The organism is Pseudooceanicola aestuarii, assembly GCF_010614805.1.
Taxonomy (GTDB): domain Bacteria; phylum Pseudomonadota; class Alphaproteobacteria; order Rhodobacterales; family Rhodobacteraceae; genus Pseudooceanicola; species Pseudooceanicola aestuarii.
In genome coordinates this window covers 2,687,258-2,713,126 of sequence record NZ_JAAFZC010000001.1, presented here as the reverse complement: position 1 = coordinate 2,713,126, position 25,869 = coordinate 2,687,258, and the positions used below count along the sequence as shown (strand labels likewise).

The 25,869-nt window shown below is 66.4% G+C and carries 26 protein-coding genes; 16 read left to right on the top strand and 10 right to left on the bottom strand.

Annotation, left to right across the window (positions count from 1 at the left end; translation table 11 throughout):
* Positions 1-444: 444 nt before the first annotated feature.
* The 6 genes from phnE (G5A46_RS12845) to G5A46_RS12820 form a co-directional block, all read right to left on the bottom strand.
* Positions 445-1,257 (bottom strand): phosphonate ABC transporter, permease protein PhnE, encoded by an 813-nt coding sequence (gene phnE, locus G5A46_RS12845; protein WP_163849767.1) that lies wholly within the window; start codon positions 1,255-1,257, stop codon positions 445-447.
* A complete protein-coding gene (phnE, locus tag G5A46_RS12840) occupies positions 1,254-2,063 on the bottom strand; it encodes a phosphonate ABC transporter, permease protein PhnE (protein WP_163849766.1) in 810 nt (269 codons plus the stop codon). The genes phnE (G5A46_RS12845) and phnE (G5A46_RS12840) overlap by 4 nt, the downstream gene beginning before the upstream one ends.
* Complete coding sequence (gene phnC, locus G5A46_RS12835) at positions 2,060-2,881, bottom strand: phosphonate ABC transporter ATP-binding protein (protein WP_163849765.1); 822 nt, start codon at positions 2,879-2,881, stop codon at positions 2,060-2,062. Before phnC ends, phnE (G5A46_RS12840) begins: the two co-directional genes overlap by 4 nt.
* 84 nt (positions 2,882-2,965) lie before the next feature.
* Positions 2,966-3,922, bottom strand: a complete 957-nt coding sequence (gene phnD / locus G5A46_RS12830) for a phosphate/phosphite/phosphonate ABC transporter substrate-binding protein (RefSeq protein WP_163849764.1) — start codon at positions 3,920-3,922, stop codon at positions 2,966-2,968.
* Positions 3,923-4,377: 455 nt separating this feature from the next.
* Positions 4,378-5,250: a DMT family transporter gene (locus G5A46_RS12825; protein WP_163849763.1), complete on the bottom strand. Its 873-nt coding sequence runs from the start codon at positions 5,248-5,250 to the stop codon at positions 4,378-4,380.
* Between the two features lie 52 nt (positions 5,251-5,302).
* Positions 5,303-5,959 carry a DUF2238 domain-containing protein gene (locus tag G5A46_RS12820; RefSeq protein WP_163849762.1) on the bottom strand — a complete coding sequence of 219 codons (657 nt, stop codon included), beginning with the start codon at positions 5,957-5,959 and terminating at the stop codon, positions 5,303-5,305.
* Positions 5,960-5,996: 37 nt separating this feature from the next.
* Here G5A46_RS12820 and G5A46_RS12815 point away from each other — a divergent pair, with 37 nt between their 5' ends.
* The 10 genes from G5A46_RS12815 (at position 5,997) to G5A46_RS12770 (ending at position 17,638) form a co-directional block, all read left to right on the top strand.
* Positions 5,997-6,737, top strand: a complete 741-nt coding sequence (locus G5A46_RS12815; RefSeq protein WP_163849761.1) for an endonuclease/exonuclease/phosphatase family protein — start codon at positions 5,997-5,999, stop codon at positions 6,735-6,737.
* A gap of 701 nt (positions 6,738-7,438) precedes the next feature.
* A complete protein-coding gene (locus G5A46_RS12810; protein WP_163849760.1) occupies positions 7,439-8,686 on the top strand; it encodes a cation:proton antiporter in 1,248 nt (415 codons plus the stop codon).
* A 595-nt stretch (positions 8,687-9,281) separates the two neighbouring features.
* Entirely contained in the window at positions 9,282-10,169 is an 888-nt protein-coding gene (locus tag G5A46_RS12805) for a DMT family transporter (protein ID WP_163849759.1), read from the top strand.
* A 147-nt stretch (positions 10,170-10,316) separates the two neighbouring features.
* Positions 10,317-11,222, top strand: a complete 906-nt coding sequence (locus tag G5A46_RS12800) for a DMT family transporter (protein ID WP_163849758.1) — start codon at positions 10,317-10,319, stop codon at positions 11,220-11,222.
* A gap of 86 nt (positions 11,223-11,308) precedes the next feature.
* Positions 11,309-12,181 (top strand): ATPase, encoded by an 873-nt coding sequence (locus tag G5A46_RS12795; RefSeq protein WP_163849757.1) that lies wholly within the window; start codon positions 11,309-11,311, stop codon positions 12,179-12,181.
* Positions 12,182-12,209: 28 nt separating this feature from the next.
* Positions 12,210-13,190, top strand: a complete 981-nt coding sequence (locus tag G5A46_RS12790) for a homoserine O-succinyltransferase (RefSeq protein WP_163849756.1) — start codon at positions 12,210-12,212, stop codon at positions 13,188-13,190.
* Positions 13,153-14,133, top strand: a complete 981-nt coding sequence (locus tag G5A46_RS12785) for an alpha/beta fold hydrolase (protein WP_239520796.1) — start codon at positions 13,153-13,155, stop codon at positions 14,131-14,133. Before G5A46_RS12790 ends, G5A46_RS12785 begins: the two co-directional genes overlap by 38 nt.
* Positions 14,134-14,217: 84 nt before the next feature.
* Positions 14,218-15,087, top strand: coding sequence for a polyphosphate kinase 2 (gene ppk2, locus G5A46_RS12780; protein WP_163849755.1), 870 nt, complete (start codon positions 14,218-14,220; stop codon positions 15,085-15,087).
* Positions 15,080-15,700, top strand: a complete 621-nt coding sequence (locus G5A46_RS12775) for a TetR/AcrR family transcriptional regulator (RefSeq protein ID WP_163849754.1) — start codon at positions 15,080-15,082, stop codon at positions 15,698-15,700. The genes ppk2 and G5A46_RS12775 overlap by 8 nt, the downstream gene beginning before the upstream one ends.
* Before the next feature lie 78 nt (positions 15,701-15,778).
* On the top strand, positions 15,779-17,638 hold the full coding sequence (locus G5A46_RS12770; protein ID WP_163849753.1) for a methyl-accepting chemotaxis protein: 1,860 nt from the start codon (positions 15,779-15,781) through the stop codon (positions 17,636-17,638).
* A gap of 137 nt (positions 17,639-17,775) precedes the next feature.
* On the opposite strand, the gene rpsI is transcribed toward G5A46_RS12770, so the two are convergent.
* The 3 genes from rpsI to G5A46_RS12755 form a co-directional block, all read right to left on the bottom strand.
* On the bottom strand, positions 17,776-18,276 hold the full coding sequence (gene rpsI / locus G5A46_RS12765) for a 30S ribosomal protein S9 (RefSeq protein ID WP_163849752.1): 501 nt from the start codon (positions 18,274-18,276) through the stop codon (positions 17,776-17,778).
* Between the two features lie 3 nt (positions 18,277-18,279).
* Positions 18,280-18,738, bottom strand: a complete 459-nt coding sequence (rplM, locus tag G5A46_RS12760) for a 50S ribosomal protein L13 (RefSeq protein WP_163849751.1) — start codon at positions 18,736-18,738, stop codon at positions 18,280-18,282.
* Positions 18,739-18,919: 181 nt separating this feature from the next.
* Positions 18,920-19,342, bottom strand: a complete 423-nt coding sequence (locus G5A46_RS12755; RefSeq protein ID WP_163849750.1) for a PaaI family thioesterase — start codon at positions 19,340-19,342, stop codon at positions 18,920-18,922.
* On the opposite strand from G5A46_RS12755, the gene G5A46_RS12750 reads away from it, so the two are divergent.
* The 6 genes from G5A46_RS12750 to gluQRS all read left to right on the top strand — a co-directional run bounded on the left by G5A46_RS12750 (position 19,291) and on the right by gluQRS (position 25,480).
* Positions 19,291-20,181 (top strand): enoyl-CoA hydratase, encoded by an 891-nt coding sequence (locus G5A46_RS12750; protein ID WP_275585265.1) that lies wholly within the window; start codon positions 19,291-19,293, stop codon positions 20,179-20,181. The two genes, G5A46_RS12755 and G5A46_RS12750, sit on opposite strands and share 52 nt — an antisense overlap.
* Positions 20,182-20,421: 240 nt before the next feature.
* The gene (locus G5A46_RS12745; protein WP_163849748.1) at positions 20,422-21,741 is read left to right on the top strand and encodes a cytochrome-c peroxidase; all 1,320 of its coding nucleotides are present in this window, start codon (positions 20,422-20,424) and stop codon (positions 21,739-21,741) included.
* Positions 21,742-21,782: 41 nt separating this feature from the next.
* Positions 21,783-23,141 (top strand): methylenetetrahydrofolate--tRNA-(uracil(54)-C(5))-methyltransferase (FADH(2)-oxidizing) TrmFO, encoded by a 1,359-nt coding sequence (gene trmFO, locus G5A46_RS12740; RefSeq protein WP_163849747.1) that lies wholly within the window; start codon positions 21,783-21,785, stop codon positions 23,139-23,141.
* Between the two features lie 139 nt (positions 23,142-23,280).
* Positions 23,281-23,946, top strand: a complete 666-nt coding sequence (locus tag G5A46_RS12735) for a cyclic nucleotide-binding domain-containing protein (RefSeq protein ID WP_163849746.1) — start codon at positions 23,281-23,283, stop codon at positions 23,944-23,946.
* Between the two features lie 69 nt (positions 23,947-24,015).
* A complete protein-coding gene (locus tag G5A46_RS12730; RefSeq protein ID WP_163849745.1) occupies positions 24,016-24,627 on the top strand; it encodes a class I SAM-dependent DNA methyltransferase in 612 nt (203 codons plus the stop codon).
* 1 nt (position 24,628) lies between these two features.
* Entirely contained in the window at positions 24,629-25,480 is an 852-nt protein-coding gene (gluQRS, locus tag G5A46_RS12725) for a tRNA glutamyl-Q(34) synthetase GluQRS (RefSeq protein ID WP_163849744.1), read from the top strand.
* A 15-nt stretch (positions 25,481-25,495) separates the two neighbouring features.
* Here the strand turns inward: gluQRS and hisI are convergent, their stop codons facing one another.
* Complete coding sequence (gene hisI, locus G5A46_RS12720; RefSeq protein WP_163849743.1) at positions 25,496-25,855, bottom strand: phosphoribosyl-AMP cyclohydrolase; 360 nt, start codon at positions 25,853-25,855, stop codon at positions 25,496-25,498.
* Positions 25,856-25,869 lie beyond the last annotated feature (14 nt).

The following is a 25,869-nucleotide window of genomic DNA, read 5'->3' as shown; positions in this document are numbered from 1 at the left end:
GGGACTACCGGTGCGGTGGTCGCGGGCGCGCGGCCCGGTCAGCGCATGATGGGCGCGGTTTGTCCCGGCCCACTGATGGGTCACGGCGCCGCCGGTTGGTCCCTGGCAATCGTCCTCTTCGGCCTTGCGCCGCGCCTCAAGCCGGAGGCCGGGTCGGATGCCAGCGGGCGAATGCGGGAACAACCACAGGGAGAGGTCGCAGGCAGTGCAAGACATCGGCGGCGCGGGACATGGGTCGTGAAGGGCAAGCAGGGTGCCGCGGGGGCGATCGGCCAGCCCGGCGATCGGGGCGGCGGATGGCGTGGCTCCCGCACGACCGCCCGGCAAGACCGCATGCCGGATAAGCGCCCCCTCGCCTCGCCGGGGACAATACAGGGAGGCCATCGGAAGACATCAGGGAGGCCCCGAGGTGCCTGCGGGCCCGTCACCGGGCCCGCGCGCGGATCAGATGATGCCGTGGCGCACCTTGGCCGCGACCCATTCGCTGACCACTACCGTGCCCAGGATCAGCAGCAGGATCACCGCCACCTGGTCCCAGGCCAGAATGGCAAGGGAGGCATTCAGCTTCAACCCCAGCCCCCCGGCGCCGACCAGCCCCAGGATGGTGCTTTCACGGATGTTGATGTCCCAGCGGAAGACCGAAATCCCCCAGAAGGCCGGCATGATCTGCGGCACCACGCCATAGATCAGCACCTGAGCCGGGCCGGCGCCTGTGGCGCTCACCGCCTCGATCTGGCGGGGGTCCGTCTCCTCGATCGCCTCGTACAGAAGCTTGCCGACGAACCCGATCGACCGCAGCGCGATGGCCACGATCCCGGCCAGCAGCCCCGGTCCGATGATCGCCACCAGCAGCAGCGCCCAGATCAGCGAGTTGATCGACCGCGAGGCCACGATGATGAACAGCGCCACGGGCCGCAGGAACGTCACCGACGGTGTGGTGTTGCGCGCCGCCAGCAGCGCCACGGGCACCGCCATCAGCACCCCGCCGACAGTGCCCAGCGTGGCGATGTTCAACGTGTCCCAGAGCGGCTTCATCAGCTCCGGCAAGTAGCCCCATTCGGGCGGCATCATGCGCCCGCCGATATCGGCGGCCTGACGCGGCGCGTCCGAGACAAAGGCCCAGATGGTGTTTTCCGTCATGATCTGCCAGCACCAGACGAACAGCGCCACCAGCGCCAGCCATCCGGTCCAGATCATCAGGCGCAGACGCGCGCTGCGGTGGCTCCAGGCCGTGGGATAGGTGGTCAGATCGGTCATTGCAGGAACTTCCGTAGATAGCCGGAGCCGTATTCCGCCACCATGACGATGGCGATGACGATCAGCAGGATCGCCCCGGCACTGTCATATTCATAGCGGTCGATGGCGGTGTTCAGTGTCGCGCCGATGCCGCCGGCGCCGACAATGCCGATCACCGCGCTTTCACGGAAATTGATGTCCAGCCGGTAGAGCGACAGGCCCAGCAGGCGCGGCATCACCTGCGGCTGCACCGCGTAGTTCAGCAGCTGCACCCAGGAGGCGCCGGTGGCGCGGATCGCCTCGGCCTGGGTTTCGTCGATCTCCTCGATATCGTCGGCCAACAGCTTGGCGATGAAGCCTACGGTGGCGAATGTCAGGGTCAGAAACCCGGCAAAGGGGCCAAAGCCGAACATCGCCACCAGGAAAATCGCGACGATGACCTCCTGAAGAGACCGGCTGACAGCGACGATGGCGCGGCAGGTCAGGTAGATCGGGCGCGGCACCATGTTGCGCGAGGCGCCGATGCCCACCGGGATCGCGATCAGCACCCCTACCACGGTAGAGGTCAGCGTCATCGTCAGACTTTCGACCAGGCCCTGGCTGATGTCCTTCCAGCGGCTGGTGAAATCGGGCTGAAGAAAGCCCAGAACGAACCGCTGGCCGCGTTCCATCCCTTCGGCGACGCGGGTCCAGTTGACGTCGATGGTCGATCCGGCCAGCACCAGGTAGACAAGCACCCCCAGTTGCAGGGCCAGCCGCAGGCGGCGGTCCTGGATGATCTGCGGCGGGCGCCGCCAGGTCGTGGGATAACGGGTGGCGGTGGTCATGCGCCGACCCCGGCCAGCGCCTGCGCGGCGTCGCGCTCCGCCTCTGCCTGTTCCTCGTCCCCGCGGCGCATGGCGTCCCAATCCTCCGCCCCGTAGATGCGGGTCAGGGCGTCTTCCGTCAGCTTTGCGGGGCTGCCATCGAAAACCACGACCCCGGATTGCAGGCCAACGATGCGCTGCATGAATTGCTGGGCCAACGGCACGTCGTGGATGTTGACGATCGCGGGCAGCCCGCGTTCGGCGCAGATCTCCGTCAGCAGGCGCATGATCTGGCGGCTGGTCTTGGGATCCAGGCTGGCGGTGGGTTCGTCCACCAGCAGCAGGTCCGGATCCTGCGCCAGGGCGCGGGCGATGCCCACCCGCTGGCGTTGACCGCCCGACAATGCATCGGCGCGCTTGTCGGCGTGCTGCATCAGCCCGACACGGTCCAGCAATTCGTAGGCGCGCCGGATGTCGGCGGGTTCAAAGCGGCGCAGCCAGCTGCGCCAGAACGGCACGTAGCCCAGGCGGCCGGACAGGACGTTCTCCATCACCGTCAGCCGTTCGACCAGGGCGTATTCCTGGAAGATCATCCCGATCCTGCGCCGCTGCCGGCGCAACTCCACCCGGCCCAGCTTCACCAGGTCGACATCGCCAAGGCGGACTTCGCCGCTGCTGGGTTCGACCAGCCGGTTGATACAGCGGATCAGGGTGGATTTTCCGGCGCCCGACGGTCCGATCAGGCCGACGACCTGGCCCTTGGGAACCTCCAGCGACACGGCGCTCAGGGCCGCGTCACCTGTCCTGTATGTCTTGGACAGGTCAATCAGCTTCAACATGCACGTTCTCTCCGGATAAGCGACAGGCGGGATTTTCCCGCCTGTCCATGGTCTTGTGACCTGTTGTCCGAGCCTGGGCCCGGCTTATTGGCAATCGTAGGAGACGCCGTTGGCCTCGTCGATCTTGCGGATCACGGCCCAATCGTCCTTGAACCCGATCTCGATGAACTGGGCTTCGCCGCTCTTGCCGAATTCCTCGGCCAGCGCGGTGCCTTCCCAATCGAAGGAGAAGAACGCGTCCTTGATCTTGTCCTGCAACTCGGGGGTCAGGTTATGCGCCACGCCGTAGCCCGTCGTCGGGAAGGTCTGCGAGGTGTAGATCACCGAAAGCTGGTCCTCGGTGACGACCTCACGCTCCAGCATCCGGCCCTTGACCGAATTGGCGATGGCGGCGGCCGGGTAGTCCTTGTTGGCGACGCCGAGGATGGAATTGTCATGCTTGCCCGAGAAGACAGGTTCGAAATCGCGGCCCGCTTCCATGTCGAAATCCGCCTTGAGGATGGCGGAGGGGGCCTTGAACCCTGAATTCGACGTCTCGGAGGTAAAGGCCATCTGGTTGCCCTTGATGTCCTCCACGGCCTCGATGCCGGAGCCGGGGTAAGTGATGATTTCCATCTCGTAGCCGAAGGAGCCGTCCTCGGCCGCCATCATGGCAAAGGGGCGCAGACCGGCACAGGCCACGGCCAGCGGGTTGGAGCCGGTGTTGAACCCGGCGACATGCAGACGCCCGGCGCGCATCGCCTCGATCTGGGCGGCGTTGGACTGGACGGGGAAGAACTGCACCTTCTTGCCGGTCTTCTCGCCCATGTGGTCCAGGAACTCGGACCAGACCTCGGCATAGACGGCGGGATCCTCGACCGGGGTATAGGCGAAGATCAGCGTGGAGGGGTCGATCTGGTCCGCCGCATCCGAGGGGATATCCGCGATCAGATCGCCATCGGCATCGGTGTACCGGTCGCTCAGCGTGAATTCGGCGCTGGCGGGAACGGCCAGGGCCGCGGTCAGGGCGATCGCCGAAATGGCGTGGGTCAGGTAGGTCATGATGTCTCCAATATCTGCGCGCGCAGGTTCGGTATGCAGGTTGGTATGCTGGGGCACCGCCCCGAAAGATCGGGCCGGGTCATGTCTTCCCGATCGGCCCGGCACTATTTTCCTATTTCATAAATCCTTAAAGCGTCAATCGGACCGGGCGCTGTTTCACCCCGACAACCACAACATTTACGAAAACTTCACACAAGGCTTTTGAGGCCCGTACAGCCCGAAGTCGGCCCCAGACATACGCCGCCGTACGGAACACCCTACCGACGCTGCGGCCACGCATGGTCCGACAGTCTGTCCTGACCGAAGTGTCAGACGTGCCTGTGCGATCAGAACCTACGGTCCGTCCTGAAACTACAGTCGGGACTGGATGACCCGACGGAGCGGAATCGCCCGAGGGGTCTGATCCGCCCGTCCGACCAGAACCGCCAGACGGTTCGGAAACCTCCGCCGCCCCGCTATCCCCGGTTGATCAGGAATATCCCCGCCGCCACCAGCGCCAGCGCGGCCAACACACTCAGGTGCATCGGCTCGCCCAGCGCCAACCAGGCAAGTGTGACGGAGACCACCGGCGCAAGAAAGGAGAAGCTGGCAACGTTCGACGCCGGGTAGACCCGCAGCAGGTGAAACCACAACAGGAATACGAAGGTCGACACCAACAGCACCTGGAACGCCATCAACGGCAGATGGATCCAGCCAATGTCGCGCAGCATCGGCCCGAACAGCGGTGCCGCGATCAGCAGCAGCGGCGCGGAGACCAGAATCTGCCACATCAACTGCTCTTCGGGGTAGGCCTTCTGTAATGGCGAGATCCGCACCAGCAGCGCGATCCCGGCCCAGCCCAGCGCACCCACCAGCGCCAGCACATCACCCAGAAGCGAAGCCTCGCCGCCACCGCGATCGGCCATGACCACGACCACTCCCGCCATCGCCAGCACCAGACCCAGCACACGCTGGCGGGTCAGCCTTTCGCCGGGCAGAAGGAAATTCGCGGCCAGGCTCAGATGCACCGGCATGGAGTAGAAGATGATGGAGGCACGCGACACGCTGGTCAGGTCGAGCGCCAGGAACAACGCCACGAATTCCACCGCGAAAAACACGCCCAGCACCAGCCCCGGCCCCAGGGTCCGCCGGTTCACCCGGAACGGCACCCGCCGCCAGGCCATCCAGACGGCCAGCACCAGCACGGCCCCGACCGAGCGTAGCGCCACCTGGTAGACTGGCGCGATGCCACTGCCCGTCAGCTTGATCGCGATCTGGTTGGTGCCCAATATGACCGAAACCAGCACAAGCCCGGCCGCCCCGGCCAGGTCAATCCTGTCCTTGCGCATGTCTCCTCCCTCGGCGCCATGTGGACGCCGCCGCGCGCAGGAGGTCAAGTCGTTATTTCCGCTTTGCTTTCCGGCCCGTCCCGTGACGACGGAAGAACCGCGGGTTGCGTTTGACGAATTCGGCGATCAGCCCGGTCATCCCGCTCAGCTGCTGCCCCTTGAGATAGGCGAACCCCGTCAGCGCGCCCAGGCTGGCGCCGATCATGTCGACGATCAGGTCGCCCATCGTGTCCAGCAGCCCGGATTTCTGCATATTGGTGCCCAGCAGCTGGTCCATGCTGAATTCAAAGACCTCCCAGGCGGCGCCGATGGCGACGGCAAAGCAGAACGCGAACAGCGAGATCGCCCAGGGCGGCGCGGCGTAACGGTCGCCCTGAAACATCATGAACACCAGGACAAAGCCGATCAGCCCGAACCCCACGGCAGAGCCACCATGCATCGCGATGTCCCACCACCAGAACCGTTCGTAGAAATCGAATACCTCGCCCAGAAACAGCGTGCCGCCGACAAAGATCACCATCGCCGCGATGAAGGACGGCGGCACACGCACCTCTACCCAGCGCGCGACGAACAGCGGCGCCACCGACAGCCCCAGCGTCGCAAGCGACACGAAGGTCAGCGACCAGCGGCCAAGGATCAGCGAAACCGCCGCCGATATCAGCAACGCGGCCCAGATCAGGCGGGCGACGAGGGTCTGTTCACTGAACAAGATGACAACCTTTCCCAAGCATGCGAGGTCTCTCTCCATGAAAGCACCCCGCCTGCGGATCGCAACCTACAACTTGCAGAAATGTGTCGGGCTGGACCTGCGGCGCAACCCCCATCGCGCGCTGGAAGTGCTGGAGGATACCGGCGCCCAGATCGCGGTCCTGCAAGAAGCCGACAAGCGGTTGCCCCCCCGTCCTGCCGCCCTGCCGCCAGACCTTTTGCAGGCGGAGGGATGGCACGCCCTGCCCTTTGCCACCCCCGATGGCGCCGGGCCGGGCGTGTCGCTGGGCTGGCATGGCAATGCGATGCTGCTGCGGCCGGGGATCGCGGTCGAAGGGCTGGACACGCTGACCCTGCCGGGGATCGAACCGCGCGGCGCGATCCTGGCTGATCTGGACACCGTGCTGGGGCCTTTGCGCGTGGTCGGCGTCCACCTGTCGCTGCTGACCCGCGACCGGCTGCGCCAAGTGTCGGAGATCCGGCGCCAGCTGGAGCGTCACCCGATCCGCCCGACGCTGATCGCGGGCGATTTCAACCATTGGGGCGCCCCCCTGGCGCTGGCGGCAGAGCTGCGCGATTTTGATCTGCTGCCCTGCCCGCCCGGCTACCCCGCGCCGCGCCCCGTCGGCGCGCTGGACCGCTTCGCGCTCAGCAGTCAGGCCCAGGCCGCCGGCCTGCACGCCGGCCCGGTGCACGCCCACATCACCCGCCCCGCGCGCATCGCCTCCGACCACCTGCCGCTGGTGGTGGATCTGTCCCGGATAGCAGAGTCACCTTGAGGTCCGGCCACCGGAGGTGCGGTATGATCCCTACCACATCTCCAGTATCCCCGCCCGTTCCCCGACGTTCGACAACCCTTGAACGCAGGTAGCGCGATGGAGGGCAAGAAGCGGCAGGATCGCCCGACCGCTCCTCTCTCTCCATTATTCCGTCACGCCCCTTCCACACGACCTAACACCTGGTGGTGCCAGCGCATCTGGTGGGCGGCGGGATCGCCCGACACCTACCCGCCAGACCCGCCAGTTCCGATCCGTCCGCACCGGCCTGATCGGGCGCCCCCCAGGGCTGGCCTGCGTAACGGGGGAAAGGGCAATCGCGGGAAAGAAGCCTTACGACGCGCTGACATTCTTGACCCGGATCCCGCTCCGGGCCCCGCCAGCCTTGGGCCGGCTCATTGTTGCGCGGCGGGCGCGCGAGCGAGATACCGACAGGCATGGTTTGCCGTGGCGAAGTCTTCGGATCGAAGCCGCCCTTCGCCCTTCCCTGAATTTCCGCGCCCGGTCGCACCGCCCGCCTGAACGTCGCGGTCCCTTGGCGTCACAGCTCTTCCGCACCCCCAAACCGATCCGTGATGGCCCGGCGAGCCGAGGATACCTCTCACCCCTTCCCGCCCTTGTCTCTCCCCCAAACCGATCCGTGATGGCGTGACAGGGGGCGAGGTGCTATCGCGGGGCATCCTGTGCCCATGCGGAGCCTCCCGATGTCCCTGCTTCAGATCGCCTCTCTCCTGATTGTCCTTGCCGGTGCCTTTGGCGCGGTGAATTACTTCACGCTCAAGCTGCCCTCGGCCATCGGGATCCTGCTGGTGGCGCTGGTGTCGTCCTTCGCCGTGCTGGCGCTGGACCTGGTGGCGCCGGAGCTGGAGGTCGCGGCACAGGTGCGCGGGATCGTCATCGGCATCGATTTCTCCGAGGCGCTGATGGAGGGGATGCTGGGCCTGCTGCTGTTTGCCGGGGCACTGCATGTCAAGCTGTCGGACCTGCGCCGGCAATGGCGGCTGGTGCTGCTGATGGCCACCATCGGCGTCGGGCTGTCTACGGTGATCTTCGGCCTGGGCTTTGCGGCGATCTGCGGAATGCCGATCCTGGTGGCGCTGGTCTTCGGGGCTCTGATCTCGCCCACCGATCCGGTGGCGGTGTTGGGCGTCCTGCGGGAGGCCGACCTGCCCAAGACGCTGGAGACCAAGATCGCGGGGGAGAGTCTGTTCAACGACGGCGTCGGCTACGTCGTGTTCCTGGTGCTGCTGGGCATGGCCTTTCCCGGTGACGACGCCCATGGCAGCGGTCTGGCCGATGCAGCGATCCTGTTCGTGCAGGAAGCCGGAGGTGGCGCGGCCCTGGGGCTGGTGCTGGGCTGGCTGGTGTTCCGGGTGATGCGCCATATCGACGATCCCTCCCTTGAGGTGCTGATTACCCTGGGTCTGGCCTTTGGCGGCTATGAACTGGCGGTGGCGTTGCATGTCTCTGCCCCGATCATGGCGGTCTGCGCGGGGCTTCTGATCGGGGATATCGGCGCCCGCCATGGCATGTCCGAGGCGACGCGGCGTTATGTCGATGCCTTCTGGAAGCTGATCGACGAGATCCTGAATGCCGTGCTGTTCCTGCTGATCGGCTTCGAGGTCTTTGCCCTGGCCTTCGAGGACGAATACCTGCTGGCCTGCGTGCTGGCCATCGGCCTGGCGCTGGTGGCGCGGCTGGCGGCGGTGTCGGTGCCCGTGCTGCTGCTGCGCCCGTTCCGCAGCTTTGATCAGGGGACGATCCAGATCATGACCTGGGGCGGGCTGAAGGGCGGGATCTCCGTCGCGCTGGCCCTGTCGCTGCCCGAAGGGGAGTGGAAACCGCTGATCCTGACGGCGACCTATTGCGTGGTGATCTTCTCCATCCTCGTGCAGGGCCTGACGGTGGCCCGCGTGGCCAAGCGGGTCGGACGCACGCCGGAGCTGATGTAGGCCGCATCCCAGGGGCATCGCAGGGCGGGCGCGCCGTTGAACAAGCGCGCTGCTGGATGGGTCGGCACTCAGCAAAGGGTCTCGCCGGCAGGCGACACCGGGGGAGGCCAACACGGGGGAGGCCAACATGGCGGGAGACGCCGGGAACAGGTGGCGCCTGACAAGGTTGCCCCGGACAGGACAACATCGGGCGAAGCTGCCCCCGACAGGGCCAAACCGGAACGGGCGCCCGTCAGACCGGCGATGTGCGGGTCGCTGTGGCGCCGGGGCGCGCCCCGGACCGGCAGGCTGCGAACACCCCGCACGGCGCGGATCTGAGGCACACCTATCCGCCCCGCCCCCAGACCGTCCTGTCCGGGCCGCAACGCAGGGAGACACACCACCGCGCGACGCCCCCCCACATTTTTCAACCGCCAAACCGCCAAGGCGAAATGCGACGCGCCCGACCTCTCTTCTCCCGGCGGGAGGGGGTAGGCCATTGCACGGCAGCCCCCCCGGCCCCCTTCCGCCGCGCACCGCCTGCAACTGCGCCCGTGCCGCGAACGGGGCCTGAACCGGCTTGCCCTTTGGTGGCATTCGGCGCAGGACAGGTGGCATGACCGCGCTTGCCCAACCCGACCCCCGCCGCGATACGCTGCGCGCCGCCATCTGGATGATGGGGGCGGTGGTGTGTTTCCTTGGCATGGCCGTCGCCGGGCGCGCCGTTTCCGGGGAGTATGACACGTTCGAGATCATGACCTATCGCAGCCTGGTCGGGCTGGCTGTGATGATCGTGCTGATCACCGGGCGTGGCGGCTGGGGACAGGTGACGACGGCGCGGATGGGGTTGCATGTCTTGCGCAACGGGGCGCATTTCATCGGTCAGAATCTTTGGTTCTTCGCCATCACGGTGATCCCGCTGGCGCAGGTCTTCGCGATCGAATTCACCGGCCCGATCTGGGTTCTGGTGCTGTCGCCCCTGCTGCTGGGCGAGGCGATGACCCGCAACCGGATCCTGGCCACGCTGGCGGGCTTCGTGGGCATCCTCATCGTCACCCGGCCGGGGATCGAGACGGTGAATATCGGCGTGCTGGCCATTGCCCTGGGGGCCGTGTGCTTTGCCCTGACCGGCATCATGACCAAGAAGCTGACGCGGACCCTGACGACGCTGAACATCGTTCTGTGGCTGACCGTGCTTCAGACAATTTTCGGGCTGGTCTGCACGCTGTACGACGGGTCCATCGCGCTGCCCACCGCCGCAATGGCCCCCTGGCTGGTGGTGATCGGCTGCTGCGGTCTGGCCGCGCATCTATGCCTGACGCAGGCGCTGTCTCTGGCCTCGGCGGCGGTGATCATGCCGCTGGACTTCATGCGCCTGCCATTGGCCGCCATCGTCGGGATGAGCTTTTACGCGGAGCCGCTGGATATCTGGGTGGTGCTTGGCGCCTCGGTGATCTTTGCGGCCAATTACCTCAACATCCGGTACGAGACGCGCCCCAGCTAGCGCCTGTGCCGGCCGATGCCCGGGCGACCGCCGGGAGGGGGCGGCCGGGACCCCGTCCGCGCCCCCCTCTCTCATCCGCGCGCCCGGCCGCACTTTGGCGCAGGAACCGGGTTGCGCCGCACGGCGATCCGGTATCCTCTCCGCCGCATGACACCGCAAAAATCCATCTCCGGCGCCGCCTGGGGCCAGCTTCTACTGCTGGGCCTGATCTGGGGCGGCTCCTTCCTGGCGATCAAGATCGCGCTGCGCGAGGTCGGGCCGCTGACCTCGGTCCTGCATCGGACATTCTGGGCGATGCTGGCGCTGTGGATCTTCGTGCTGATCGCCCGGCTGCCGGTGCCCCGCGACACGCGGACCTGGGGCGCATTCCTGGTGATGGGGGTGATCAACAACGTGCTGCCCTTTGCGCTGCTGGCCTTCGGCACCCAGCACCTGGAAACGGGGCTGGTGTCGATCTTCAATGCCTCCACCGCCGTTTTCGGCGTGCTGATCGCGGCGTTGGTCTTCGCCGACGAGAAGCTGACCGCGCGCAAGGGCATCGGGGTCTCCCTGGGGTTCCTGGGCGTGGCCACGGCGATGGGGCTGGAATTCCTCGGAGAGATCGACCTGCGGTCGACCGCGCAGCTGGCCTGTATCGGCGCCGCCTTCTGCTATGGATGCGGCGGCAGCTGGGCGCGGGCAACGCTGGGCGGGCTGAAACCGCAGGTCGCGGCGGCGGGGATGCTGACCGGCGCGACCTTGGTGATCGCTCCGCTGGCCCTGCTGATCGAAGGACCGCTGACGCTGGACCTGGCGCCAGCGACCTGGGGGGCGATCGGCTATTACGCGCTGGTCTCCACCGCGGCGGCGTTCCTGCTGTATTACTCCATCCTGGCCAAGGCCGGATCGGGCAACCTGATGCTGGTCACGCTGCTGGTGGCGCCGGTGGCCATCGTGCTGGGCGCCGCGACACTGGGCGAGTCGCTGGAGCCGCGCCACTACGGCGGGCTGGCGCTGGTCGGGCTGGGGCTGGTGGTGCTGGACGGGCGCGCCCTGCGACGCATAAGCGTTTGACGCGGCGGGCCGGCTGACCTACCCAAGACGCCGCACGACCGGGCGCGACCGGCCGCGCCAGGACGCCCACAAGGAGACAGGCCCAGATGCGTTACCCCACCGCACAGGCGTGGCGCGACGCCCCGCACAAGCAGGTGCTGCTGTTCGGCATGTCCGGCCTGGGCAAGACCTACCTGTCCAACATGCTGCGCGACAGCGGCGACTGGTTCCATTATTCCGTCGATTACCGCATCGGCACCCGCTACATGGGCGAACATATCGCCGACAATGCCAAGCGGCACGCGATGCAGGTGCCTTTTCTGCGCGATCTGCTGATGTCCGACTCGATCTATATCGGCTCCAACATCACCTTCGAGAACCTCGCGCCGCTGTCCACCTATCTTGGCAAGCCGGGCGATCCGGCGCGGGGCGGTCTGCCCTTCGACGAATACATGCAACGCCAGGACCAGCATCGCACGGCGGAGATCGCGGCCCTGCTGGATACCGGGCATTTCGCGGAACGGGCCGGGCGGATCTACGGCTATCCGCATTTCGTTTGCGACACCAGCGGCTCCATCTGCGAGGTGGTGGACCCCGACGACCCCGACGACCCGGTGCTGGCCGCCGTCACCCGCGCCGCCCTGCCCGTCTGGTTGAAGGGCGACGACGCCCATACCGCCGAACTGGTGCGCCGGTTCGACCGGGCGCCCAAGCCGATGTACTACCAGCCCGCTTTCCTGGATGACGCATGGCGCGACTACCAGCAGGAGACGGGCCAGCGCCCCGAGGCGATCGACCCGGACGCCTTTGTCCGCTGGACCTATGCCCGGGCGCTGGCGCATCGCCAGCCGCGCTATGCCGCCATGGCGCGGCGCGGCGTGACCGTCACCGCCGACGAGGTCCAGCAGGTGCGTGACGCGGCGGATTTCACCGACCTGATCGCCCGCGCCCTTGAGCGTCGCGCCCAAGACCCTATCTGACCCCTTCCAATCAGCCGAGGCCCAGACCATGCCCATCAAGATCCCCGCCGACCTGCCCGCCTTCGAGGTTCTGACCCGCGAAGGCGTCATGGTCATGGCGGAGGAAAACGCGGCCCGGCAGGATATCCGCCCGTTGCGCATCGGATTGCTGAACCTGATGCCCAAGAAGATCCAGACGGAGAACCAGTTCGCCCGGCTGATCGGTGCCACGCCGTTGCAGATCGAATTGTCGCTGATCCGGATGAGCGAACATCAGGCCCGCAACACCGCGGCCGAACACATGGAGAATTTCTATCGCTCCTTCGCCGAGGTGAAGGCCAGCGGAGAGAAATTCGACGGCTTCATCATCACCGGCGCCCCGATCGAGCATATGGATTTCGAGGACGTCACCTATTGGGACGAGCTGCGGGAGGTGATGGACTGGACCCGCACCCATGTGCACATGACCTTTGGCGTGTGCTGGGGCGGCATGGCCATGGCCTGGCATTTCCACGGTGTGCCCAAGCATATCCTGACGGACAAGGCCTTCGGCTGTTTCCGGCACCGCAATCTGGCGCCGGCCAATCCCTATCTGCGCGGGTTCTCCGACGATTGCGTCATGCCGGTGTCGCGCTGGACGGAGATGCGCCAGGAAGATATCGACCGGGCCGGGCTGACCACGCTGCTGACCTCGGACGTGACCGGGCCCTGCCTGGTGGAGGATCCCGAAAACCGGGCGATCTACATCATCAACCACCTGGAATACGACAGCACCACGCTGAAGGACGAATACGACCGCGATGTCGCCGCCGGCACCGCGATCAAGGTGCCCGCCAATTACTACCCCGACGACGATCCCGCCCTGCCGCCGACCAACCGCTGGCGCAGCCATGCGCATCTGCTCTACGGTAACTGGATCAACCAGATCTACCAGACCACGCCGTTCGACATGGCGCGGATCGGGGCGCAACCCGGGGAGCCGGGCCAGGAAGATGGGCGCCCTGATGGCGGAGGCCGGAACATTGGTTAAGGCGCTGACCCTGCTTCTGATCCTGCTGACCGCCTTCGGTGCCGCAACCTGGTGGCGCGCCAGCCGCCGCGCGGCAGAGGCCGAGGCGGCATTCCCGCCCCAGGGCCAGATCGTGACGGTCAACGGCCACCCGGTGCATTTCCAGCAGATGGGAACGGGACCGGACCTGGTGCTGCTGCATGGCGCCTCCGGGAACACGCGGGATTTCACCTTTTCCCTCGCCGGCCGGCTGGCGCAGGACTACCGCGTCACGATCTTCGACCGGCCCGGTCTGGGCCACACACCCCGGCTGGCGCCGCGCGGCGTGACGATCCGCGACCAGGCGGCGCTGTTGCAGGCCGCCGCCGCCGCGCTGGACCTGCACCGGCCCGTCGTGGCGGGCCAAAGCTTTGGCGGCGCCGTGGCGATGGCCTGGGCGGTGGATCACCCCGGCACCCTGTCGGCCGTCGTGGATATCGCCGGAGCCACCTACCCCTGGCCCGGTGATCTGAACATGCTTTATGCCACCATGGCGCGGCCGGTGATCGGCCCGGCGCTGGCCTGGACCCTTGCCGCCTGGGTGACGCCCGGCTATGTCGCGCGCGCGCTGGACGGTGTCTTTGCTCCGCAATCCGCCCCCGAGGGCTATGCCGACCATATCGGCACGCCGCTGATCCTGCGCCCGCATTCACTGATGGCCAATGCCCAGCAGCGCACCGACCTGCGGGCCGAGCTGCGCGACCTGGCACCGCGCTATCCCGCCCTGACCCTGCCGATCGAGATCGTGCATGGCACCGCCGACACCACCGTCGATCTGGACATTCATTCGCGCGCGCTGGCCCGCGATGTGCCCTCGGCCAACCTGGTGGCACTGGACGGGATCGGCCACATGCCCCACCACGTCGCCCAGGAGGCCGTGATCGCCGCCATCGACCGCGCGGCCACCCGCGCCGGCCTGCGCTGACGGCGGCGCGGGGACCGTCCGCCACCCGCCCCCGATTGCGCAACGGCGTCCGCCTGCCCATATTGTACGAAAAGGATCGACCGCATGGACCTGCCCTTTGACGGCGCGATCAGCGCCTTCTACCGCAACGATGCCCCCGATGAGGTGCGCAACGCGATAAAACGCGCCGACAAGGGCGACATCCTGAACCCCGGCTACCCCTATGCCGAACGGATGCCGCGCAAGGCCTACGAAAAAGAGCTGGAGGCGCTGCAAATCGAACTGGTCAAGATGCAGGCCTGGGCCAAGGCCACCGGCGCCCGCGTCGTCTGTCTGTTCGAGGGCCGCGACGCCGCCGGCAAGGGCGGCACGATCAAGCGGTTTCGCGAGAACCTGAACCCGCGCGGGGCGCGCAACGTGGCGTTGCCCAAGCCCTCGGATACCGAGGCCGGGCAATGGTATTTCCAACGCTACGTGCAGCACCTGCCGACCGCCGGGGAAATCGTGTTCTTCGACCGCTCCTGGTACAATCGCGGCGTGGTCGAACATGTCTTCGGTTTCTGCAGCGATGCCCAGCGGGAGCATTTCTTTGCCCAGGTTCAGGATTTCGAGAAGATGCTGGTGGAGGACGGGATCCACCTGTTCAAGTTCTGGCTGAACGTCGGTCGTGCCGAACAGCTGCGCCGGTTCCTGGAGCGGGAGGGCGACCCGCTGAAGCAATGGAAGCTCAGCTGGATCGACGCCGAGGGGCTGAAGAAATGGGACGCCTATTCCGACGCCATTTCCGAGACTCTGCGCCGCAGCCACAGCGACCATGCCCCCTGGACCGTGGTCCGTTCGGATGACAAGCGTCGCGCGCGCCTCGCCGCGATTCGCCAGGTGCTGACCGCCCTGCCCTATGACCGCCGCGACGACAAGGCCCTGGGCCGGATCGACCCGGCCGTCAGCGGTGGCCCGGACATCTGGGATGCCTAAGAAACGCGGCTATCACCACGGCAACCTGCGACAGGCGCTGGTGGAGGCCGCGCTGTCCCTGATCGAAGCCAAGGGCCCCACCGGCTTCACCCTGTCGGAGGCGGCGAAACAGGCCGGCGTCACGCCCGCCGCCGTCTATCGCCATTTCGAGGGCCGCGAAGACCTGATCGCCGAGGCCGCGCGCCAGGGCTACGAGATCTTTGCCGACGTGATGGAATACGCCTATCACAAGGGCCAGCCTTCCGCGCTGGCCGCGTTCGAAAGCACCGGCCGCGCCTATCTCGCCTTTGCGCGCAAATATCCCGGCCATTACATCGCCATGTTCGAAAGCGGCGTGTCGGTGAACCGCAATCCCGACCTGGCCGTCGTCGCGCGCCGCGCCTGGGATGTGCTGGAACGCGCCGCCGAAGACCTGTCACAACAGATCCCCGAGGGAAAGCGCCCGCCGGCGTCGATGTTTTCAGCCCATATCTGGGCGATGTGCCATGGGGTGGTGGAACTTTTTGCGCGCAATTCGCCCGGTCGGCAAAGCCCGTTTCCGCCCGAAGAGCTGCTGGAAAGCGCGATCGGCGTCTACCTGCGCGGTCTCGGTCTGATCGAGGCGGATCGCTAGCTGCGGGTTTTTTGTCAGTGTTAAAGCTACGGTAAGACCTCTGGCATAGGAGGGATGTGGAACAGATAGGACCGCATCATGCCCCCCCTTGCTGACGCCACTGCCCCGCAGCCCGACGCCGCTCGCGACCTCGCCCGGCAGCCCGCCGATCCCCCCTCCGCGCCACATTCTGGCCTGGTCCATGGCGCCGCGCCCGACCCCATGGCCCGGCTGAAGGCGCTACAGGATTACAGCGGCCAGTTGAATTGCCATGCCTACGCCGTCTTTGGCGTGCTGCCCGGTCTGGCCGCCCTGGCCATCGGGCGACCGCTGCTGTGGCCGGCGGTCTTCGGATTGCTGCTCGCGGCCGTCGCGCTGGTTTCCGCTCGCCTGCCACGCGTCGCGCGCTGCTATGGTGGGGCGCTGGCGCTGATCGGGCTGACCTTCACCTTTCAGGCCACGCTGGCCGGACACCCGGCCCAGGCGGACAGTCACGTCATCTTCATCGTCGCCATGACCGCCATCGCCACCATGGCCCATCGCGGCGCGTTGCTGGCCAGCGCGGCGATGCTGTCGCTTCAGGTGCTGATCGCGGCGCTGGCCCTGCCCGCGCTGCCGGGGGGGCCACCGGCGCAGGGCGGATTGCTGCACGCGACTTTCCACCTGTTCTGGATCTGGTGTGCCACCGGCTGCCTGCTGCTGGCCGTATGGGTGCGCGAACGACAGACGATCACCGCCGGGCGGCGGCTGTTCCGCGCCCTTCAGGCCGAAGACCAGGCCCGCCGCGCCGGTGCAGATGCCCGCCGCGACCAGCTGGCCGCCGAACAGGCCCGCCAACGGGCGGAGGATGCGGTACATGCCGCCGCACTGGCCCGATCCGGCGCCGAATCCGCGCTGGAGGAGGCGCGCACCAACGCCGAAATTGCCCGCGCGGCGGAGGCTGATCGCGAGGCGCTGCGCCTTGACCATGCCCGCGCCGTGGAAGAGGTGATCACCCTTTTCCGCGACAAGTTCGCAGAGCTGGCACAGGGCAACCTGACCGCGCGGGTCGAAACGCCGCTGTCCCCCGACTACGCCGATCTCGCCCTCAGCTTCGACCGGGCAGTCGCCCGTCTGGAAACCACCTTGCAGCACGTTCTGGCCGAAACCCGACAGATCCAGACCCTGTCGGGCGATATCAACGACGCCGCCTGCGACATGTCCGATCGCACCGAACACCAGTCGGAGACCCTGACCGGCATCGCCGCCACGCTGAAGCAATCGACCGCCTGGCTGCACAGCGTCGCCGAAGACACCGCCCGTGCCCATTCCCAGGCAGAGGAGGCTCGCCAGAAGGCCGCGCGGGGGGGCGAAGTCATGGGCCGGGCGCTTGGCGCAATGGACGGGATCGCCGCCGATGCCGGCGTGGTACGCAAGATCGTTTCGGTGATCGAGGATATCGCCTTCCAGACCAACCTGCTGGCCCTCAACGCCGGGGTGGAGGCTGCCCGCGCAGGCGATGCCGGTCGCGGTTTTGCTGTTGTCGCGGCGGAGGTCCGGGCGCTGGCCGGCCGCTCTTCCGAGGCCGCGCGGGAGGTCGACGCCCTGGTCGCCGCCTCCTCCGCGCAGATTGTCGAGGGGGTGCAGCTGGTCAAGGATTCGGGCGCCGCGCTGGACGGGATCGGCGCCGCGATCGAGGATATCGCCATCCGCATGACGACCATCGCCGCTTCTACCGACCGCCAGTCCCGCGACGTGGAGGGCATCAGCCTGTCGATCGACCAACTCGACGATGTGACGCGCAAGAACGCCACGCTGTTCGGCGAGACACTTGATGCCAATGCCCGGCTGGCGCAGAAGGCGCAGACCCTGTCGCTCACCGTCGGTGGGTTCACCCTGTCACCGCTTCCCCCCAGTGACGACCTCACCTCCTTGCTGCCGATCAACCTGGCCACCCGGCGTGAACAGCGCACCGGATGACCGCGCCGCTTGGCCAGGCGGGGGTCTTGCCCTTGCGGCCAAGTTCCGAAAAATCCGCTGCATCCGGTCAAGCAAAAAGGCCGCCCCAGCGGGACGGCCTTTCCGAATTCCTGTCGCGAAACGCGATCCGCAGGGGATCAACGCTTGGAGAACTGGAAGCTCCGACGTGCCTTCCGGCGGCCGTATTTCTTCCGTTCCACGACCCGGCTGTCGCGGGTCAGGAAGCCGGCGGCTTTCAGCGCGCCGCGCAGGCTGGGATCGTAGAGTTGCAGGGCTTTGGAAATCCCGTGCTTGACCGCGCCGGCCTGACCGGACAGGCCGCCGCCCTTGACGGTCGCCATGACGTCGAATTCCCCTTCGACACCGGCAACGGTGAAGGGCTGGCGCAGGATCATCTGCAGAACCGGACGGGCGAAATACTTGTCCATTTCCTTGCCGTTCACGGAGACCTTGCCGGAGCCCGGCTTGATCCAGACCCGGGCGACCGCGTCCTTCCGTTTGCCGGTCGCGTAGGAACGGCCCAGCTCGTCCCGGACGGGATCGCGCGGTTCGTCAGCCTCGGCCGTTGCCGCGACGCCGCCGATATCCTCGGTCACGGCGCCCTTCAGCTCTTCGAGCGAATTGAATTGATCGGCCATCTATCAGCTCCGCGTGTTCTTGGAGTTCATGGATTTCACATCCAGCACGTCGGGCGATTGCGCCTCGTGCGGATGCTCGGCGCCAGCATAGACGCGCAGGTTGGTCATCTGTTGGCGCGACAGCCGGTTGCCCGGCAGCATACGCTTGACCGCCTGCGTGACCACGCGTTCGGGATGCGCGCCTTCCAGGATCTGGCCGGTGCTGCGGCTCTTGATGCCGCCCGGATAACCGGTGTGCCAGTAGTTCGGCTTGTCGCGTTTCTTGCCCGTCAGCTGCACCTTGTCGGCGTTGATGACGATGACATTGTCGCCCATGTCCATATGGGGCGTGAAGGTGGCCTTGTGCTTGCCACGCAGCCGCATGGCGATGATCGATGCGAGACGGCCCAGAACGATGCCTTCGGCATCGATCAGGATCCATTTCTTGTCGATATCCGCCGGGGTCGCAGAAAAGGTTTTCATATCGGGTGCCCTTTGAATTTGGCAGCCCGGCGATCCCATGGGGACACCGGGCGACGTGATGGGCGGGTTATACAGGCGACAGCGCGCCAGTCAAGCGCATCATATCCGAATAAATCACGCAAAAACAATAACTTGAATTTTCGGTATAATAATACCCCATTCTCGGAACGCCCCGCCTGCCCTACCCTTCGGGCGGGATCGCGTAGGTCAATGTCGCGCGGGCCACCGGGTCGGGAACGCCTTCGGAATGGATCAGCACATCGCCCACCGCCAGCAACCGCCCCAGCTTCAGCAGGCGGCAGGTGGCAAGCAGATCCGCGCCGTTGGCCGGTTTGCGCATGAAATCGATGGAGCAATTGGTCGTCACCGCCAGAGCGCGCGGGCCGATCATCGCCAGAACCGCCAGGTAGACGGTCACATCCGCCAGCGAGAACATCGTCGGCCCGGACACCGTGCCGCCCGGCCGCAGGTGACGGGTCTCGACCGCCAGACGCACGGTGACCTCACGCTCGGCCACCCGCTCGATCACGAAATCACTGTGCACCTGCGGGAATTCCCGTTCCAGAAACGCGGCCAGCGCCGTGGCATCCATGCGTACAGACATGCTTTCCTCCCTGTCATTCGGCGCCTAGAGTTCGGCAAACAGCGCGGAGGTACAAGATGGCAATTCTGGAACGGCACGACACCGGGGCGATCGCGCGGTTGCATCTGAATGCCCCCGCCAGCCTGAATGCGCTGAGCGATGCGATGCTGACGGCCTTGTCGGAGGCTTTGGATAAACTGGCCGGGGACCGCGCGATTCGGGTGGTGATCCTGTCCGGTGCCGGAAAGGCATTCTGCGCCGGCCACGACCTGAAGGAGATGCAGGCGGCGCGCCAGGCCGCCGATGGTGGTGCTGCCGCGTTCGGCGACCTGTTCGACCGCTGCACGGCAGTGATGCGCCAGATCCGCACTCTGCCGCAGCCGGTCATCGCCCAACCGCACGGCATCGCCACGGCCGCGGGCTGCCAATTGGTGGCCACCTGCGACCTGGCAGTGGCGGCGCAGGACACGCGGTTCGGGGTCAACGGGGTCAATATCGGGCTGTTCTGCTCGACTCCGATGGTCGCGCTCAGCCGGAACGTGCCGCGCAAGCAGGCGTTCGAGATGCTGACCACCGGCGCCTTCATCGACACCGATCGCGCCGTGGAAATCGGCCTGATCAACCGCGCCGTCCCGGCGGAGACGCTGGAGGCCGAGACGATGCAGCTGGCCGAAACCCTGGCCGCGAAATTGTCCAGCGCGGTGCGCGTCGGCAAAGCTGCGTTTTACGCGCAGGCCGAATTGCCGGTAGAGGAGGCCTATGCCCTGACCGGCCAGGTCATGGTGCAGAACATGCTGGATGCCGAAACCGACGAAGGCATCACCGCCTTCCTGGAAAAACGCCCGCCGGATTGGGGTTGAGGCAAACTTGCGCCAAACGGAATTCGGGCGGAAATGTGGCGGCAGACGTCAGATAGCGCCAGAAGTTCGCGAATTGACGCGAAATCGATATCGCCATTTCATCGGCGCACCTGAAGAAACCTGCTGAATCGCGTGGATTTGTTTCCGGATCGAGATCAGTCTGGTTCTAGTCCGGTCGCTTTTTTGCCTCATTTTCCTTTGCTAAACATATCGAATTAGAGTTAAAAGGTTTCAAAGACGATGCGAGCGTGGGTCACCGTCGGCATATTGTCCCTCCAGGCCAATCTCTCTCTGGCCGCCGACCTGCCTGATGCGGTGACCCCCTCGGATTTCTTCCCCCTCGATCCCGAAGTCGTGATGCTGGGCCGTGACCTGTTCTTTGATCCGGTCCTGTCGGGCAATCGCAACATCGCCTGCGCGACCTGCCATCATCCCAGCCTGGCTTCGGGCGACGGTGTCTCTCTCGGGCTGGGCGAAGGGGGGCGGGATCTGGGACTGAACCGGCGGCTGGACATGGCCACCGCCCCCAGCCACCGCATCCCGCGCAATGCACCGGCGCTGTTCAACCTGGGCGCGCGCGAATTCGGGGTGATGTTCCACGACGGGCGGGTGCAGACTGACAAGGACGCACCGTTCGGCATCCGCATGCCGGACCGCGCGGCGCTGGAACGGCCCGTGCCCTCGGCCCTGGCGGCTCAGGCGATGATGCCCGTCACCTCGGCCGAGGAAATGGCCGGGCATCCGGGCGAGAACCTGATCGCCGACCTGGCGCGGGACCAACGGTTCCAGGGCGCGGGCGGGGTCTGGGACGTGCTGTGCAAAAGGGTGGAGGCGATCCCCGGCTACAGCACCCGTTTCGCCAGGATCATCGGGCCTGACCGCAGCTTGCACTTCACCGATGTCGCCCGTGCTCTGGCAGAGTTCATCGCCTTTGAATTCCGCGCCACGGCCACGCCATTTGACGCCTACCTGGCCGGGGACGCCACCGCGCTGGATGCCGCGCAGCGACATGGGATGGATCTGTTCTACGGCCCTGCCAATTGCGCCAGCTGCCATTCCGGCACGTTCCAGACCGACCACGGGTTCCACGCCATCGGGGTCCCGCAGCTGGGTCCGGGGAAGGTCGCGGACAGCGCCTATGACTACGGGCGCGGCGCGGTGTCGGGCGACGATCCCGACCGCTACAGGTTCCGCACGCCGTCGCTGCGCAACGTCGCCAAGACTGCCCCCTATGGCCATTCCGGCGCTTTTGCCACGCTGGAGGGGATCGTGCGGCATCACCTGGATCCCATTCGCTCCCTGGCCAGTTATGATCCGGCAGAGGCGGTGCTTCCGGACCTGGGGGGCGACACCGGCGATTGGGCGGTACTGCACGACCAGGAAGAGCTGATCCGCATCGCCGCCGCCGTCGAAATCACCCCGGTAACGCTGAGCGATACGCAAGTGGCCGATATCCTGGCCTTTCTCGATGCTCTGACCGATCCACGCGCGACCACCGGGCGGCTGGGCGCCCCGGACAGCGTGCCCTCTGGCCTGCCGATGGACATGATCGCGCGCTGACCCCTCTTAACAACCGCGCGGCGATGGCCTAGATGCGCTGCATGAGTGACGAATTGCATATCATCGGCGGCGGAATGGCCGGATCCGAAGCGGCGTGGCAAGCGGCGCAGGCGGGCGTGAACGTGGTGATCCACGAGATGCGGCCCAATGTGGGCACCTTTGCCCATCGCACGGGCAACCTGGCGGAGATGGTCTGTTCCAACTCCTTCCGCTCGGACGACAACGAGCAGAACGCCGTGGGCCTTCTGCATTGGGAGATGCGGCAGGCGGACGGGCTGATCATGCAGACGGCCGACGCTCATCGCCTGCCGGCCGGCGGCGCGCTTGCGGTGGATCGCGATCCCTTCTCCGAAGAGGTGACCGCCCGGTTGCAGGCCCATCCGCGCATTCGGGTCGAGGCCGGAGAGATCGACACCCTGCCCGAGGACGGGCATTGGATCATCGCCACCGGGCCGCTGACCTCGCAAGGTCTGGGCACTGCCATCGCCGCCGAAACCGGGGCGGAGGCGCTGGCCTTTTTCGATGCCATAGCCCCCATCGTCTATGCCGACAGCATCGATATGGGCACGGTCTGGGCCCAGTCGCGCTATGACAAGGGCGAGACCGAGGCGGAGCAGAAGGCCTACCTGAACTGCCCGATGACCCGCGACCAATACGAGGCCTTTATCGATGCGCTGCTGGCCGCCGACAAGACCGAGTTCCACGAGGGCGAGACCGCCGGCTATTTCGACGGCTGCCTGCCGATCGAGGTGATGGCCGAACGCGGCCGTGAAACGCTGCGCCACGGGCCGATGAAACCCGTTGGCCTGACCAATGCGCACAAGCCCGAGGAAAAGGCCTATGCCGTGGTGCAGCTGCGCCGCGACAATGCGTTGGGCACGCTGTTCAACATCGTCGGCTTCCAGACCAAGATGAAATACGGCGCCCAGACCGAGGTGTTTCGCATGATTCCGGGGCTGGAAAACGCCAGCTTTGCCCGGCTGGGCGGCATCCATCGCAACACGTTCCTGAACTCTCCGACCTTGTTGGACGATCAATTGCGCCTGAAATCGCGGCCCCATATCCGCTTTGCCGGGCAGATCACCGGCGTCGAGGGCTACGTCGAAAGCGCTGCGATGGGTCTGCTGGCCGGGCGCATGGCCGCCGCGCAGATCCAGGGCCGGACCCTGCCGCCGCCGCCGCCCGAAACCGCGATGGGTGCGCTGGTTACGCACATCACCGGCGGCGCGGAGGCCAAGACCTTTCAGCCGATGAACGTGAACTTCGGCCTCTTTCCCCCGGTGGCGGGGCTCAAGGGTGGTCGTCGCGGGCGCAAGGACCGCTACAAGGCCTATACCGACCGGGCCAAGAGCCTGTGGGCTGACTGGCTGGCACTGGCACCCACCCTGCCGGCGGCCTAGGTCAGCGGCCGGGCGCGTCGCGGCACGATCCGCCGCGCCCCCGCCGGGATGAGAAACCTGTACACAGCAGGCGGTTTTTCCTTTCTTTTCGCCTCTGCCCTGCCCATCCTGCCAGACGTTTCAGGTTTGAAGGGATGTCATGACGTTGTTTATCGAAACGCTCGGCTGGCTTGCTGCCGGGCTGACCATCGCATCCTACGCGGTCAAGACGATGTTGCCGCTACGCGTCATGGCGATCCTGTCCAGCCTCTTTTTCGTCACCTATGCCATGCTGGAACAGCTTTGGCCGATGGTGCTGATGGAACTGGTGCTGCTCCCGTTCAACAGCTACCGGCTGTGGGAAATCCTGTCGCTGCGGCGCCGGCTGACCGCCGCCCCGACCGAGGGGCCGCCGGATTTCTCCGTCATCGCGGATTACGCCCCCGCACGCAATGTGGCCGCGGGCACCCAGGTATTTGCCAAGGGCGACGCCGCCGATGGGCTCTATTACATCGCCTCCGGTGAGATCCTGATCGAGGAAATCGGAATCACCATCGGCGCCGGGGAAATCTTCGGCGAAATCGCTTTTTTCACCGATGCCGCGCAGCGCAGCGCCAGCGTTCGCACGACCTGCCCCGCGCGGCTGCACCGGATCGACGAGAAGACCTTTCTCAGGCTGCATTTCCAGGATCCCGTTTTCGGCATGGCGGTGATGAAGACCCTGACCCGGCGGTTGATCGACGGCATGGCGCGCAACCCCGCCACCTATACCGACCTGATCGCCGTGTCCGAAGATGTGGCATCCGGCGCTCTCGCCGCAGGTTAGCCGCGCCCCACCGGAACATAACCCGCGCAGGCCCTTTGCCTTTGGCGCGGCGCGTGCTCTACTCCCGCCATGACAGAAGAATTCCTCAAGGGCGTCTACGGCCTGACCGACCCCAAGGCGCTGCGCGACCATTATGACCGCTGGTCGCATTCCTATGACGACGACCTGCGACAGGCCGGATATGCCACCCCCACCCGCGTTGCCCAGGCGTTGAAGGATGCCGGCGGCAGCGGCCCGGTGCTGGATTTCGGCTGCGGCACCGGCCTGTCCGGCGCCGCCTTGCACGCGGCCGGGTTCGACCGGATCGACGGGCTGGACGTCTCCGCCGAGATGCTGGAACGGGCGGCGGACAAGGGCATCTACCGGCGCGTGATCCACGTCCGCCCGGACGACGACCTGCCCGTTCAGCGTGGCGATTATGCCGCCATCGTCGCCACCGGCGTGATCGGCGCCGGGGCCGCACCGCTGTCGGTGTTCGATGCACTGCTGGCGGTGCTGGGCACCGGCGCGTTGCTGGCGTTCTCGTTCAACGATCACACTCTCGAAGACCCCGATTACGAGGCCCGCGTGACCGCCGCCTGCGAGGACGGCAGCCTGCGCCTGATCAGCCGCGAGGCCGGTCCGCACCTCCCCCAGGAGGGCATCGGTGCCGTGGTCTACGTGGCCGAAAGAACCCGCTGACGTGACAGTCACGCGTTTCGCGCCGTCTCCCACCGGACCGCTGCACCTGGGCCACGCCTATTCCGCGCTTCTGGCGCAAGATCTGGCCCAGACCGCCGGCGGCCGTTTCCTGCTGCGGATCGAGGATATCGACCGCGCCCGCGCCCGCCCCCATTGGGAAGCACAGATTTACGATGATCTTCAGTGGCTTGGCCTGTCCTGGCCGGAACCCGTGATGCGCCAATCCGACCGGCAGGCCGCCTATGACGCAGCGCTGCACCGGTTGTGGGAGGCCGGGCTGCTTTACCCTTGTCGCTGCGCCCGCCGCGACATCGCCGCCGCTGTCAGCGCCCCGCAGGAAGGGGCACCGCCGCCACACGGCCCCGATGGTCTTGTCTATCCCGGCACCTGCCGCCCGGCAACGCCCCCCACCGGCCCCATGCCGCAAGACGTCGCCCTGCGACTGGACATGGCCCGGGCCCTGGCGCTGCGTGGCCCTCCTGTCTTTGCCGAGGAAGGGCCCGATCACGCCGGCCAGATCACCCCCGGCACCGACCACATGGCAACCGCCATCGGCGATGTGGTACTGGCGCGGCGCGACATGGGCACCTCCTACCACCTGTCGGTCGTGGTGGATGACGCAGCCCAAGGCGTCACCCTGGTCACCCGCGGCGCCGACCTGTTCGAGGCCACGGCAATCCACGTCCTGTTGCAGGCCCTGCTGGACCTGCCCCGCCCGCGCTATCACCATCATCGCCTCATCCGCGACGCAGCCGGCAAGCGGCTGGCGAAGCGTGACGACGCCCGTGCCATCGCTCTCTACCGGGAGGGTGGGCAAAGCCCGGCGGATCTGCGCCGCATGATCGGCCTCTGATGCGGGTCGCGCGCCTCAGACCATGGGTTTCATCAGCTCGACCTCCGCCCCCTCCTGCACCTCGGTGTAGAAACAGCTGCGACGGTTGGTATGGCAGGCCGGCCCCTCCTGATCCACCAGGACCAGCAGGCAATCGCGGTCGCAATCCACCCGGAACGCCCGCAATTTCTGCACATGGCCCGAGCTTTCTCCCTTGACCCAGAATGCCTGCCGCGAACGGGACCAATAGGTCACGCGCTCCGTCTCCAGCGTGCGGGCAACGGATTCGGCGTTCATCCAGGCCATCATGAGGACCTCACCACTCTCCGCATCCTGTGCGATGGCGGGGATCAGCCCCTTGGCGTCGTATTTCAGCGTGGCAGGATCGAAGGACATCGGGCATAACCTTT

Bases quoted from the DNA above. Each gene is read 5' to 3' on its own strand.
- phnE (WP_163849767.1), bottom strand. From the start codon at position 1,257: ATGACCGATCTGACCACCTATCCCACGGCCTGGAGCCACCGCAGCGCG.
- phnE (WP_163849766.1), bottom strand. From the start codon at position 2,063: ATGACCACCGCCACCCGTTATCCCACGACCTGGCGGCGCCCGCCGCAG.
- phnC (WP_163849765.1), bottom strand. From the start codon at position 2,881: ATGTTGAAGCTGATTGACCTGTCCAAGACATACAGGACAGGTGACGCG.
- phnD (WP_163849764.1), bottom strand. From the start codon at position 3,922: ATGACCTACCTGACCCACGCCATTTCGGCGATCGCCCTGACCGCGGCC.
- G5A46_RS12825 (WP_163849763.1), bottom strand. From the start codon at position 5,250: ATGCGCAAGGACAGGATTGACCTGGCCGGGGCGGCCGGGCTTGTGCTG.
- G5A46_RS12815 (WP_163849761.1), top strand. From the start codon at position 5,997: ATGAAAGCACCCCGCCTGCGGATCGCAACCTACAACTTGCAGAAATGT.
- G5A46_RS12810 (WP_163849760.1), top strand. From the start codon at position 7,439: ATGTCCCTGCTTCAGATCGCCTCTCTCCTGATTGTCCTTGCCGGTGCC.
- G5A46_RS12805 (WP_163849759.1), top strand. From the start codon at position 9,282: ATGACCGCGCTTGCCCAACCCGACCCCCGCCGCGATACGCTGCGCGCC.
- G5A46_RS12800 (WP_163849758.1), top strand. From the start codon at position 10,317: ATGACACCGCAAAAATCCATCTCCGGCGCCGCCTGGGGCCAGCTTCTA.
- G5A46_RS12795 (WP_163849757.1), top strand. From the start codon at position 11,309: ATGCGTTACCCCACCGCACAGGCGTGGCGCGACGCCCCGCACAAGCAG.
- G5A46_RS12790 (WP_163849756.1), top strand. From the start codon at position 12,210: ATGCCCATCAAGATCCCCGCCGACCTGCCCGCCTTCGAGGTTCTGACC.
- G5A46_RS12785 (WP_239520796.1), top strand. From the start codon at position 13,153: ATGGGCGCCCTGATGGCGGAGGCCGGAACATTGGTTAAGGCGCTGACC.
- ppk2 (WP_163849755.1), top strand. From the start codon at position 14,218: ATGGACCTGCCCTTTGACGGCGCGATCAGCGCCTTCTACCGCAACGAT.
- G5A46_RS12775 (WP_163849754.1), top strand. From the start codon at position 15,080: ATGCCTAAGAAACGCGGCTATCACCACGGCAACCTGCGACAGGCGCTG.
- G5A46_RS12770 (WP_163849753.1), top strand. From the start codon at position 15,779: ATGCCCCCCCTTGCTGACGCCACTGCCCCGCAGCCCGACGCCGCTCGC.
- rpsI (WP_163849752.1), bottom strand. From the start codon at position 18,276: ATGGCCGATCAATTCAATTCGCTCGAAGAGCTGAAGGGCGCCGTGACC.
- rplM (WP_163849751.1), bottom strand. From the start codon at position 18,738: ATGAAAACCTTTTCTGCGACCCCGGCGGATATCGACAAGAAATGGATC.
- G5A46_RS12755 (WP_163849750.1), bottom strand. From the start codon at position 19,342: ATGTCTGTACGCATGGATGCCACGGCGCTGGCCGCGTTTCTGGAACGG.
- G5A46_RS12745 (WP_163849748.1), top strand. From the start codon at position 20,422: ATGCGAGCGTGGGTCACCGTCGGCATATTGTCCCTCCAGGCCAATCTC.
- trmFO (WP_163849747.1), top strand. From the start codon at position 21,783: ATGAGTGACGAATTGCATATCATCGGCGGCGGAATGGCCGGATCCGAA.
- G5A46_RS12735 (WP_163849746.1), top strand. From the start codon at position 23,281: ATGACGTTGTTTATCGAAACGCTCGGCTGGCTTGCTGCCGGGCTGACC.
- G5A46_RS12730 (WP_163849745.1), top strand. From the start codon at position 24,016: ATGACAGAAGAATTCCTCAAGGGCGTCTACGGCCTGACCGACCCCAAG.
- hisI (WP_163849743.1), bottom strand. From the start codon at position 25,855: ATGTCCTTCGATCCTGCCACGCTGAAATACGACGCCAAGGGGCTGATC.